Consider the following 12,320-nt stretch of genomic DNA (forward strand, 5'->3'; position numbering starts at 1 on the left):
TTTAGCGAAAATGCCATTACAACTTAAATACCTCAAAATCAGAAGCCATTTCAGTATGGCTAAAGATCTGTTGGCTTTCATTGAGTAACTCAACGCAGTCTTCGGGTAAATAACGGCTACTAATATGAGTAATAATCAGCTTTTTAGCATTAGCCTCTTTTGCTAATGTTGCCGCTTGCACAGTTGTTGAATGCCCGCGACTATTTGCTTGCTCTGCCATTTCATGCTTAAACGTTGCTTCATGAACAATAACATCGGCATTATTAGCCAGCTTTAATGCATTAGGTGTAGGTTGAGTATCCCCAAAAATAGCAATACAACGACCTTCTATTTCATCACCAATATAGTCTTTACCATCAATTGTTCGTCCATCTGGTAATGTTATAGTTTTGCCTTGCTTTAAGTCTTGTAACCAAGAGCCTGCTGGAATATTTTCCGCTTTCAGTTTTTCTGCATCTAACTTACCTGGTTTGTTTTCTTCTTCTAAGCGGTAACCAAAACAAGGTACGGGGTGAGACAATGCCTCACAACTGACTTTCATACCTTCTTCTTCAAAAAGAAAACCCGCTTTGTCAATTTCAACAATATTAATAGGGTAAGTTAAATAGGATTGGCTTAATGTTAGCGACGTTTCTATAAAGGCTTTTATACCCGTAGGACCATATACTGTTAAAAGTGTTTCCGTTCCACCCATTGAGCGACTACAAAGTAATCCCGGTAAACCAAAAATATGATCGCCATGTAAGTGGGTAATAAAAATTTTATTTAAACGCGGTAGTTTCACGCGGGTATGCAATATTTGATGTTGTGTCGCTTCACCACAATCAAACATCCACATACTTTTTTGTTTATTTTGTAAATCGAGCACCATACTGGTGACATTGCGATCTTTAGAAGGAACGCCTGCGTTAGTGCCTAAAAAAGTGAGCTCCATAATGAAATATTATTCTCCATGTCGAATTTGTTCCCAACTTAAATCGAATTTCGCAAGATACTTACGTAGGCGATCGGCATCGTTGGGTTGTTTTTTATTTTGTCTTGATACTGCGAAAAGTTTTCTACCGGCTTCTGAGAGTGTTGATGATTGCTGACACGTTTTGATAACGGTATTCAGTTGGCTAAGATCGAAAAGATCAATATCAGTGCTATTAAATAAAGAAGAGGAAGCAACTCCCCAATTTTGTTTTAAACGATTAATTTCTTCATCAACAAGAGGAAGGGTAATACGACCATTTTCGGCAAGTGTTGCCATTCGCGTTATACTAGCACTAAGTTCACGGAAATTACCACGCCATAATGCCTGTTCAGACGTTGCAAATCGAATATAGTGTGATTTTGCATCAGCGTTAAAACGGATTGCCTTTTGATAAAGCTTTGCAAAGTGATGCAATTCATAATCGATATTAGGCTCAATATCCTCTTTACGATCGGCTAAACCCGGTAATGAAAATGACCATAAGTTGATCCTTGCATAGAGATCTTCACGGAAAAGTCCTTTCGCAATTTGCTTGTCCATATCACGATGCGTTCCTGCGATCAGCTGAAAATCACTTTGTACCTCAGTATCTGAGCCATAGGGATAAAAAGATTTCTCTTCTATCGCTTTAAGCAACATGGCTTGCTCATCAAGTCCTAACTCTGCAATTTCATCAAGAAATAAAATCCCTTTATCGGCTTCTCTTAATAATCCTTGTCTGGTTTGTAATGCACCTGTAAATGCCCCTTTTACATGCCCAAATAAAGTGGACATCGCATTGTCACCACGCAAAGTGGCACAGTTAACAGCAATAAAACGACCTTTTACAAAATGGCGAGACTGTCGTAATTCATAAATACGCTGAGCAAGGAATGATTTCCCAGCGCCTGTAGGGCCTGTTAATAAAATAGGTGCAACGGAGCGCAATGCAACACGTTCAATTTGAGCAATTAAAGTATTAAAACGTTCATTACGTGTGGCGATCCCCGATTTTAAGAAAGAGAGGGACTCATTATGGTAATGCTCAAATCGGCTCGTTAGTTTTGTATAACGGCTTAAATCGAGATCAATAACAGCATAACTACCTGTGGATGATTGTACTGTTTTGTTGCCATCTTCATTTTCTATTTTAGAAGAAGGAGAGGTTTGTAATAGTTTTGCAGGTAAGTAATGGGCTTCAGTCAGGAGGAACCAGCAAATCTGGGCAATGTGCGTACCTGTTGTGATATGTACATAATATTCTTCATTTTCAGTATCAAATGGGTAATTTACTGCAAAATCAAGAAAGTGACTATAAACCTCTTCTAGATCCCAAGGATCACAAATATCAATTTCGTAAGGTAATACCTCTGTGTCAGGGGAGACAGTATGAATATCTTCAGTGATTTTTGACGCTAACATTGAATCATTAGGTTGATGGATCATGACCAATCGACTAACGGGGAAATCTTTTTGATGGCAAATCGAAATTGTTGGGCGCCATGAGTTCCATCTTTTATGACTTTTACCTCGTTTATCTAATGTTGTGCCTAAAACACCAATCACCACTTTGCGTTTCATTAAGTTATCCCTACTTATTTTTTATCTATATTTATAAATGTATAGATAAAAAGATAGGTTTTTATCATTTTTAATTCAATGGCTAAATATTTAAAAATTACGTTAAAAATATTTTTTCAAATAAAAACAATGAATTAAAAATATTTTTAGTGAGATTTAAAAACTTGGCACGATCCTCGCAATATTATGAGTGTCTTGAGCAGATTTTAAATCTGGTAGGCACATAAAGAACACTCTGTGGTGTTATCTAAATGTGTTCCTCCACATCGGGACTCTGTAGGTGAAGAGGGTTATTTTCAGGTTCGATTCCTGACACCAAAAACCATTACAAATCCAAATGTAAAATTAAAGATAGAAAATCGTTGTGACAGCAGTACCGTCACCTTGCTTATCCACCAGCAACTACGCTGGATTGAAGGCAGAAGAAGAGACAAACAAAGTAACGTTCCTCTCTTGTTTTCCCTTCGATTTCGCCAAGTTTGTTCGTGGAAAGCAAGTCACGATAAAAATGGTAATAAAAGAAAGCTAATAATAAAGAAGAGCAAAAGGAAGCAATGATGATAAGAACAACAATAAAAGTGAAACAAGGACAGCTGGGTTTATTAAAGAAGGATGATGAGTATATTGACGTCCTTGTAGCTGGTGAGCATAAATTTTTCGATCTTCGTCGCCAATTAAGTGTTGAGCTGGTGGAGTTAAACGGCCCTGCAATTGAAAAAGAGAAAGCCGAGTTTTTACGCCAATATCATCCAGAATGGGTGAGTGAATATTGTTTTGATATTGTGCTATCTGATGAAGAGATTGGCTTACTCTATGAAAATGGCTCACTCAAAGAGATCTTAGCGCCGAGTACTCGCCGTCTCTATTGGAATTATGCACAACGCTCAATGGAAGTGTTGTCAGCAAATGAATTGGAAGTTTCGCCAACTTTGGTTAAAAAATTGCAGCATCCAAAATTACGTAACCAAACTGTAAAAGGCAGTGAAGGTGTATTAAGTGTGGATATTCCGACATGGCATGCTGGCATTATCCGTGTTGATGGTGAAGTTCAATCACTATTGCCACCGGGATTAAAAGGCTATTGGCGTTATCAGCACAAAGTTGATGTTGAGGTTGTTGATATGCGCTTACAAACACTCGATGTGAGTGGTCAAGAGATCTTAACGAAAGACAAAGTAACATTACGCATTAATTTGTCAGCAAGTTGGCGTTATAGCGATGTGCTTTCAGCGTACCAATTACTGAGTTCACCTCTTGAATTCTTATATAAAGAGTTGCAGTTTGCGTTACGCGAAGCCGTAGGAACAAGAACATTAGATGAATTATTAGAGAATAAAACGCTGATTGACACCTTAGTGAGTGAAAAAATCAGTGAAGTGACTAAAGGATATGGTATTGAAGTGGCTTCATTAGGGGTAAAAGATATTGTTTTACCAGGCGAAATGAAAACGATTTTAGCGCAAGTGGTTGAGGCAGAAAAATCAGCACAGGCTAATGTTATTCGTCGAAGAGAAGAGACATCCGCAACGCGTTCTTTATTAAATACGGCAAAAGTGATGGAAAACAATCCAGTAGCCTTACGATTAAAAGAGCTAGAAACCGTAGAACGTATTGCAGAACGTATTGATAAGATTTCCGTTTATGGCGGTTTAGACCAAGTATTAAACGGGTTAGTACAAATTAAAGGAGCACAGGCATGATATTGGATCATCAAATAGTAAAAGAAGCAGGAACTGCTGAAATCAAAATGTGGACAAATGGTGTACCTGTTGAAGCAGATGCTCTAAAACAACTTATTAATACCGCGAAGATGCCTTTTATTTTCAAACATATGGCGGTAATGCCAGATGTTCACTTAGGGAAAGGTTCAACAATCGGGAGTGTTATTCCAACAAAAGGCGCGATTATTCCGGCTGCTGTTGGTGTGGATATTGGGTGTGGAATGATTGCGGTGAAAACATCATTACACGCAAATGATCTACCAGATAATTTATTTGCCATAAGAACGGCAATAGAAAGAGCAGTACCTCATGGAAGAACAAGTTATCAATCAGGGAATGATCGTGGTTCATGGAAGAACCCACCTAAACTTGTTGATCAACATTGGCAACAACTTGAAGGGCGTTTTAAGGTTTTAACCGATAAGTACCCACGTTTACGAAATACGAATAACTATCGTCACCTTGGTACATTAGGAACAGGAAACCACTTTATCGAATTGTGTCTTGATGAATCAGATAATGTTTGGGTAATGCTACATAGTGGCTCTCGTGGTGTTGGTAATGCTATCGGTACGTTATTTATACAAATGGCACAAGAAGATATGAGGGAACATATCGCTAATTTGCCTGATAAAAACTTAGCGTACTTAAAAGAAGGAACGCTTTTCTATGATGACTATATAGAAGCCGTAGAATGGGCACAGGATTTTGCCCGACATAATCGTGAAATTATGATGGAACGCGTGTTGACGGCATTATCGACACAAATAACTAAACCTTTTACGACACAGCAACAGGCGGTGAACTGCCACCATAACTATGTACAAAAGGAAATGCACTTTGGCGAAGAAGTACTGGTGACTCGAAAAGGAGCCGTTTCAGCTCAGAAAGGTGAAATGGGGATCATCCCTGGTTCAATGGGCGCTAAGAGCTTTATTGTAAGAGGAAAAGGAAATGCCGAAAGTTTCTGTTCATGTAGTCATGGCGCAGGACGCGTAATGAGCCGAACAGCAGCGAAAAAAGCTTTTAGTGTTGAAGACCAAATTCGAGCAACAGCACATGTGGAATGTCGAAAAGATGAAGATGTGATTGATGAAATTCCGATGGCTTATAAGGATATTGATGCTGTTATGAAGGCTCAGTTATCACTTGTTGAGGTTGTTCATACACTACGACAGGTTGTTTGTGTAAAAGGATAATTGTATTTTTTAAGGAAATTAATAACTATCCCCAAACGATAACGTTGGGGATAGTGAGATATGAAAGCGTGTGCATGGAATGCAAATGAATAAAATTTTTAAGAATAGATATTTTCTTTAAATAAGACCCTTATTTCTTGATCAAAAATCAAACAAATAATGTTTAATATTATTAATAAATAAAGACTGATATTAAATTTATTGCCTTCCAATAAAGATAATCAAAAAAAGAATAATGATATTGGGTTATTCTTTAATTAGAAAACGATTATTAATAAATTATTAATACCTGCAATCGTGATTATTTATTTAATATAAAACAATTCCTAATTTTCTTAGTTATATTAAAATTAACTGTATTCTTATTGAAAAAATATAGCCTACTCTATTTAGTGTATTAATTCTTAGAGAATATATTAATTAAATAAATATTGTTAATTTCTTGCGTCCCAAATGTGAACAAAACGTTTTGAATTACTTGCGGTATAGATAACAGTATGTGAAATATTACGATGTCCTAAATAATCTTGAATTAAACGAGTATCTCTACCTAAATCAGCGAGTGCATAGCCACATGCATGGCGTAACATATGGGGATGAGGGGCTATGGATACATTAGCATCTTTACCTAAACGGCGAAGTAATCCATACACTTGTTGACGAGAAATTGGACCTGTTTTTTGGGATAAAAAGACCCATTCTGAGTCAGCCTCTCTCCATGTTTCCCTTTTTTTCAACCAGTTAACTAACGCTTCATACTCCTCTTCGATAATCGGTTGTGTTGTTGATAAACCGCCTTTTAAGCGTCTGACATAGAGTATTCGACTTTCTAAATCAATATCGCTTAAGGTTAAATTACATAGTTCACTCACGCGAAACCCATGTAAAAAACACATTAAAAACATACAGTAATCTCTTTCTGGATACCGTCCTTCCTTTGCTTGCTTCAAAATAGAATTGATCTCAAAACGTGTAAGAAACTTGCGCTGCTTCATTTTCATAACCTTTTCAATGAGATAACAAGGAACAAAAGTCAATTGATGCATCACTATAACAAGTAATATGCATCAATAAAGAGTTGTATTTTTTTTATGCTTACACTTTTACTTGTTCATTTTAAACAAGTTTATTGAAAGTTTATTTATTTTTAGAAAATGAAAGTGATTGATTGAAAAAGCGAAAAATGAGTATGGATAGGAATTTGGTTATCTTTAGAGAAATAAACAGAATACACCAAATTGTTTACTATTATTCTCTGGCTTCTCACTTAAGTCAAATTTAATGTTAATCACTTATCTTCATTTATTTAACATATTGATATTTATCATTATTTTAAAAAACAAACATGATTGGTTACTTTGTTTAAAATCCAGAAATAATTTTTTTTACTTTTTTCACAAATTATAGTAATTGCACTAAGAATTATAAACTCTTTTTTCGATATTTAAAGTTTGATTATCTAAATGTGTTTAATTTCGAGATGAAAATTTTTAACAAAACAATTTGGTGTATTTTGTTTTGTTTCTAACGATATTTAATTTCGTTTTGGACGGGCACAAGTATACCAAAATTCAAAAACTCAATAAGTGAGTCATTCAATTAGGAATAATTCAATCCTAATGAATTTATTATTTTTAATGTCTTCGTCCTTTATATTTTAGGAAACAAAAAGATGAAATTAAATAAATTAGCGTTAGTTCTTGGCTTAGGTTTAACTGTTGCTGCAGGTTCTGCTTTTGCTGCTGATCAAGGTCACGGTACCGTTAAATTTGTTGGTTCAATTATTGATGCACCTTGTTCTATTCATCCTGATTCAGAAAATCAAACTGTTCCATTAGGTCAAATTTCTACTGCTTCATTAAAAGATGGTGGTCGTAGTAATTCTCGTGATTTTAAAATCACTTTAGAGAATTGCACAACAGAAACTTATAAAACTGTTCAAACAACCTTCACTGGTTCAGAAGATGCAAACATCTTAGCAGGTTCTTTAGGTATTGAAGGTATCGCTAAAAATGCTGCTGTTGTTATCACTGATGCAGGTGGCAAACAAATCAAATTAGGCACACCAAGTGCTGCTCAAACATTACGTGATGGTAATAACGATCTGAACTTTGCTGCTTACTTACAAGGTTCTTCAGCAGAAGCTGCCGTTCCAGGTGACTTCACTGCAATCGCAACTTTCGCACTGACTTATCAGTAAGAAAAAATAAGCACAGTACAAGGATGTACAGTGCTTTATTTCCTGTGTCTATTTTTAACGATTTTTTTCTTACGGAGAAAAATATGAATCGCAAGATGACACCACTATGGCTATGCCTTATTGCCAGCTTACTGATAACAACAGCAGAAGCGAGTGATGTAAAACAAGATAAAAACATGCATCAGCGATTTGGGGTACTTAATCTTTCAGGCTCGATCTTAGAACCATCTTGCACGATTGCAGCAGGAAGTGGAGAACAAGTTATTCCACTGACAACGGTTTCTATTCCAATGCTAGTGACTGAAGGGCAAGGACCTATTGAGTATTTTTCTATCAGATTAACGGAATGTACGCTAATTGAACAAAAAGGTCAGGAAGCGGACAACCCTCGTTTTATTGCAACGTTTGAAGGTCCCTCTAACGAGAATGGTAATTTTGCACTTTCTGGTGAAGCGAGAGGCGCGTCATTAGCGATAGCTGATCGTTACGGTAGGCGAGCCATCCCCGGTAAGCCATTACCCCCAGTAGGTATTGACTCCAAATCAATGGCGTTACTTTACCAAGCGCGAATAGTCAAAAATAACGAAATACCAAAAGCTGGAAATTACCGAACAACGCTGCGATTTAAGCTGGAATACTATTAAATGGATCGGGTTGGATAACTTATGGTTAGAACATTCAAAACCGTTGGTTTAGGGACGGAAAAAAAGAAAAAACAACATACTATTCGGCCTGTTGCTGTACTGATCTATTTAATTCTTACTGGCGCTTCCAGTATTTCAAGTTCAGCTTTAGCAAATAGTGATATTGAATTTAATGCCGATATTTTAGATCTAAAAGATAAGCAAAATATCGACTTATCAGATTTCTCTCGTGCTGGCTATATTATGCCCGGCCGATATGAGTTTGTTGTTCGCGTGAATAATAATGAACTCCCTGAACTCTATAACATTAGCTATGTTGTACCAGCCAATGATCCTAAAGGTAGCGAAGCTTGCTTACCGCCAGAATTGATTCATCAAATAGGGCTCAAACCTGAATGGGCTGAAAAAGTTAAATATCAAGATAACGGAAGCTGTCTTGATATCTCTTCTATTCCCGGAATGACGGTAAATGCAAGTCTGGGAAATGGCAATCTTATTCTTACTATTCCTCAAGCGTATCTTGAATATTCAGCGCCAAACTGGGATCCACCTTCTCGTTGGGATCACGGTATCTCAGGTGTGCTTTTTGACTATAACGTCAATGCTAACGTGACAGATCCTGCTAAAGGAAAACAGCGTCAACAAGTTACAGGCTTAGGAACCGTGGGAGCGAACCTTGGTGTTTGGCGTTTCCGTGCCGATTGGCAAGCAAGTTACCAGCATACAACAGGTCTTCCTGATAGTACTGAAAATAGTTGGAAATGGAACCAGCTTTATCTTTATAGAGCCATCACGCAATTAGGGGCTCGCCTTGTGATGGGGGAAACTTACTCTCGTTCTGACATTTTCGATAACTTCCGTTTTACTGGGGTTAACTTGTCTACGGATGACAATATGCTGCCACCTAACTTAAGGGGATATGCCCCTGAAGTAACGGGTGTGGCAAAAACGAATGCGAAAGTGACGATTAGCCAGCAAGGCCGTGTGATCTATGAAACTCAGGTTGCTCCAGGACCGTTTCGCATTCAAGACATCAATGATGCAGTGAGTGGTAAATTAGATGTACGTGTTGAAGAACAAGATGGATCTGTTCAAGAATTCCAAATGGATACGGCAAGTATTCCTTATTTAACACGCCCCGGCCGAGTGCAATATAAATTATCTGCGGGTAAACCGTCGGATATGAACCGTAATACTGAAGGCCCTATTTTTGGTATGGGTGAATTCTCATGGGGGATCAGTAACGGTTGGTCACTTTATGGCGGTTCATTAGTATCGGGCGATTATAACTCGGTTTCTGCGGGTATTGGTCGTGACCTAATGGCACTGGGTGCTATCTCTTTTGATGCGACACATTCTTGGGCAAAAATTCCAAGTGATGACAAGCGTTATCATGGGGGCTCTTATCGCGTCAGTTACTCAAAACGTTTTGAACAAATAAATAGCCAAGTGACATTCGCAGGCTATCGCTTCTCTGAACGTGACTTTATGAGTATGAACCAATATTTAGATCGCCGTTATCGTGGTGGTGAAGAAGATAATAATAAAGAGCTTTATACCATTATGTTTAGTAAGCAGTTCCCTGAATGGGGATTGAGTGCTTACTTAAACTATAGCCATCAGACTTATTGGAATAAGCCTAATAACGATAACTATAACTTGTCATTAGCCAAAACGATGGATATTGGTAGCTTTAAAAATATCAACCTCAGTCTGTCGGCGTTTCGCAATAAATTCAATGGCACCAATGATAATGGCGTTTATATGAATGTCAGTATGCCTTGGAGCGATCGCGCAACTATTAGCTACAACACGGTGATTAATAAACACGGTAATTCACATAATGTCAGCTATTACGATCGTATTGATGACAATAGTAGCTATCGAGTTGGTGCTGGTTTAAGCAGTAACGGTAAACCATCCGCAGATGCCTATCTCATGCATTACGCTGATGCTGCATTGGTCACTGCTAGTGCGAGCCATATTAATGGTGAATACACATCAGCCACATTATCACTACAAGGTGGGGCAACATTAACACCAAAAGGTGGTGCATTACACCGAACAAGTCGTACGGGTAGTACTCGTTTACTTGTTGATACAGATGGTATTTCAGATGTTCCAGTGAAAAGCATCGGCGCTATTACGCGTACCAATGCTTTTGGTAAAGCAGTACTGCCTGATATCAATGATTATTATCGTAGTAGTGCCAGCATCGACCTTGATCAGATGCCAGATAACGCTGAAGCATTACGCTCAATTCAACAGCTAACCCTAACAGAAGGCGCAATAGGCTACCGCCACTTTGATGTGGTCTCGGGGCAAAAAGCCATAGCTGTCATTCGCTTACAAGATGGAACTTATCCACCATTTGGTGCCAGTGTCACAACCGAGAAGGGGCGTGAGCTTGGTATTGTCAATGATGGTGGGAATGTCTATCTGACGGGGATTAACAGTGATGATCTATTGAGTGTTCGTTGGAATGGTCAAGAGCAGTGCAAAGTCCGTATTCCAACATTAGTTGAAGGATTATTTATGTCTTCATTATTACTGACTTGTAGTGATGGTGACGCAACACCTTCAACAATCAATCAAAGAACAGAGCCCTTACCTAAACCTCAACTGATCACGCAATAAGGTTAGGAAAAAAGGGAAAGATAAAAATAATTTCAGATAAAAAGAGTAATTTAAAATGATGTTATCAAAGCGCTTATTCATTGTAACAACCACTTTATTGACTGGAATGGTCTTTACTAGCCAAGCTCTTGCTGCGATTGCTTTAGATAGAACGCGTGTCATTTTTAATGGTGCCGATAAGTCTATTAGCTTAAATGTCAGTAATCAGAATAAAGAGTTGCCTTATTTGGCTCAGGGCTGGATGGAAAATGAAAATGGAGAACGTATTGACAGCCCATTATTAGTTTTGCCTCCTATTCAGCGTATTGAGCCGGGCGATAAAAGCCAAGTAAAAGTGCAGTCATTACCTGATATTGCCAAATTACCACAAGATAGAGAAAGCGTTTTCTATTTTAACTTGCGTGAAATTCCACCACGTAGCGATAAACCTAATGTACTGCAAATTGCACTACAAACGCGCATTAAACTTTTTTATCGCCCAGCATCGATTTACGCCACACAAACGGATCTCACCCATCCTTGGCAGGAAAAAATCACCTTAATAAAGAAAGGTGATCGCTATGAAGTGAATAACCCAACACCTTATTACGTGACATTAGTGGATGGGTTAACAGGATTGCAAGGAAAAAGCCTAGATGGTTTTGAACCAATCATGATTGCCCCTAAAAGCACAGGAACGATAAATCTGCATACTTCTGCGTTTGGCTCATCACCTGTACTCAGTTACATCAATGATTACGGTGGACGACCACAGATGAAATTCACCTGTAATGGCAATGAATGCAAAGTTACAGAAACATCAGCAGGAAACTAAATAGGTCTATTTTATGAAAATGGAACAGCGGTTTAGCCCAAGCAAAGCAGTGTTGATTCTTATTTTGGCAACGTTTACTGGAGGCCTAAGTTTTACTGCTGTTGCGAATTTACCCGCTAGAGCGGTGAAAGATGTTATTCCAGGAATTGTTTATATCAATATTTCAGGGAATGTCATTGCGCCACCGCCTTGCTTAATTAATGACGGCAAAATGATCGAAGTTAATTTTGGTGAGGTGATGAGTACACGTATTGATGGTGTTCGTTATAAAGAGCCTGTCCACTACACCGCGACTTGCCAAAAAATGCCAACCAATGCCATGAAAGTTTATGTTACGGGTAGCGCAACAGGGTTCGATTCAAATGCGCTACAAACAAATATTACGGGATTAGGGGTGCGTATTCTGTATCAGGGAAACTTATTAGATTTAGGTAAGGCGGTGAATTTTACCTATCCCAACTTACCTGAATTAGAAGCTATTCCTGTTCGTGATCAGAATGAAACCTTAGTGGGTGGTGATTTTGTCGCAAGTGGCACACTGCATGTGGATTATCAGTAAGAGGTCAGAA

General features: G+C 38.1%; 11 protein-coding genes. 8 read left to right on the forward strand and 3 right to left on the reverse strand.

Annotated elements, in window-relative coordinates; genetic code table 11:
* Positions 1-16: 16 nt before the first annotated feature.
* Both rnz and rtcR read right to left on the reverse strand, forming a co-directional pair.
* On the reverse strand, positions 17-934 hold the full coding sequence (gene rnz, locus ACNART_RS05505) for a ribonuclease Z (protein ID WP_160230030.1): 918 nt from the start codon (positions 932-934) through the stop codon (positions 17-19).
* Between the two features lie 9 nt (positions 935-943).
* Positions 944-2,536, reverse strand: a complete 1,593-nt coding sequence (rtcR, locus tag ACNART_RS05510; RefSeq protein ID WP_368927303.1) for an RNA repair transcriptional activator RtcR — start codon at positions 2,534-2,536, stop codon at positions 944-946.
* A 364-nt stretch (positions 2,537-2,900) separates the two neighbouring features.
* Here rtcR and ACNART_RS05515 point away from each other — a divergent pair, with 364 nt between their 5' ends.
* The 3 genes from ACNART_RS05515 to ACNART_RS05525 are packed head-to-tail and all read left to right on the forward strand — an operon-like array spanning position 2,901 to position 5,456.
* The gene (locus ACNART_RS05515; protein ID WP_198619430.1) at positions 2,901-3,065 is read left to right on the forward strand and encodes a hypothetical protein; all 165 of its coding nucleotides are present in this window, start codon (positions 2,901-2,903) and stop codon (positions 3,063-3,065) included.
* Between the two features lie 31 nt (positions 3,066-3,096).
* Entirely contained in the window at positions 3,097-4,236 is a 1,140-nt protein-coding gene (locus tag ACNART_RS05520) for a slipin family protein (RefSeq protein ID WP_198619451.1), read from the forward strand.
* The gene (locus ACNART_RS05525; RefSeq protein ID WP_368927301.1) at positions 4,233-5,456 is read left to right on the forward strand and encodes an RtcB family protein; all 1,224 of its coding nucleotides are present in this window, start codon (positions 4,233-4,235) and stop codon (positions 5,454-5,456) included. The genes ACNART_RS05520 and ACNART_RS05525 overlap by 4 nt, the downstream gene beginning before the upstream one ends.
* Positions 5,457-5,890: 434 nt before the next feature.
* On the opposite strand, the gene mrpI is transcribed toward ACNART_RS05525, so the two are convergent.
* On the reverse strand, positions 5,891-6,451 hold the full coding sequence (gene mrpI / locus ACNART_RS05530) for a phase variation DNA invertase MrpI (RefSeq protein ID WP_109371496.1): 561 nt from the start codon (positions 6,449-6,451) through the stop codon (positions 5,891-5,893).
* A 677-nt stretch (positions 6,452-7,128) separates the two neighbouring features.
* Here mrpI and ACNART_RS05535 point away from each other — a divergent pair.
* From ACNART_RS05535 to ACNART_RS05555, 5 genes are all read left to right on the forward strand, one after another.
* A complete protein-coding gene (locus tag ACNART_RS05535; RefSeq protein WP_196532222.1) occupies positions 7,129-7,656 on the forward strand; it encodes a fimbrial protein in 528 nt (175 codons plus the stop codon).
* A 95-nt stretch (positions 7,657-7,751) separates the two neighbouring features.
* Positions 7,752-8,300 (forward strand): fimbrial protein, encoded by a 549-nt coding sequence (locus ACNART_RS05540; protein WP_160230858.1) that lies wholly within the window; start codon positions 7,752-7,754, stop codon positions 8,298-8,300.
* A 21-nt stretch (positions 8,301-8,321) separates the two neighbouring features.
* Positions 8,322-10,937 (forward strand): outer membrane usher protein, encoded by a 2,616-nt coding sequence (locus ACNART_RS05545; RefSeq protein ID WP_368927299.1) that lies wholly within the window; start codon positions 8,322-8,324, stop codon positions 10,935-10,937.
* 55 nt (positions 10,938-10,992) lie between these two features.
* Positions 10,993-11,751, forward strand: a complete 759-nt coding sequence (locus ACNART_RS05550) for a fimbria/pilus periplasmic chaperone (RefSeq protein WP_198619432.1) — start codon at positions 10,993-10,995, stop codon at positions 11,749-11,751.
* A 13-nt stretch (positions 11,752-11,764) separates the two neighbouring features.
* Positions 11,765-12,310 carry a fimbrial protein gene (locus ACNART_RS05555; protein WP_196532219.1) on the forward strand — a complete coding sequence of 182 codons (546 nt, stop codon included), beginning with the start codon at positions 11,765-11,767 and terminating at the stop codon, positions 12,308-12,310.
* The last annotated feature ends 10 nt before the right edge of the window (positions 12,311-12,320 follow it).

The organism is Proteus sp. LHD240705, assembly GCF_047921555.1.
Taxonomy (GTDB): domain Bacteria; phylum Pseudomonadota; class Gammaproteobacteria; order Enterobacterales; family Enterobacteriaceae; genus Proteus.

Coding starts and splice junctions, on each gene's coding strand:
- mrpI (WP_109371496.1), bottom strand. CDS start 6,451: ATGAAGCAGCGCAAGTTTCTTACACGTTTTGAGATCAATTCTATTTTG.
- ACNART_RS05540 (WP_160230858.1), top strand. CDS start 7,752: ATGACACCACTATGGCTATGCCTTATTGCCAGCTTACTGATAACAACA.
- rtcR (WP_368927303.1), bottom strand. CDS start 2,536: ATGAAACGCAAAGTGGTGATTGGTGTTTTAGGCACAACATTAGATAAA.
- ACNART_RS05525 (WP_368927301.1), top strand. CDS start 4,233: ATGATATTGGATCATCAAATAGTAAAAGAAGCAGGAACTGCTGAAATC.
- ACNART_RS05535 (WP_196532222.1), top strand. CDS start 7,129: ATGAAATTAAATAAATTAGCGTTAGTTCTTGGCTTAGGTTTAACTGTT.
- ACNART_RS05550 (WP_198619432.1), top strand. CDS start 10,993: ATGATGTTATCAAAGCGCTTATTCATTGTAACAACCACTTTATTGACT.
- ACNART_RS05555 (WP_196532219.1), top strand. CDS start 11,765: ATGAAAATGGAACAGCGGTTTAGCCCAAGCAAAGCAGTGTTGATTCTT.
- ACNART_RS05545 (WP_368927299.1), top strand. CDS start 8,322: ATGGTTAGAACATTCAAAACCGTTGGTTTAGGGACGGAAAAAAAGAAA.
- rnz (WP_160230030.1), bottom strand. CDS start 934: ATGGAGCTCACTTTTTTAGGCACTAACGCAGGCGTTCCTTCTAAAGAT.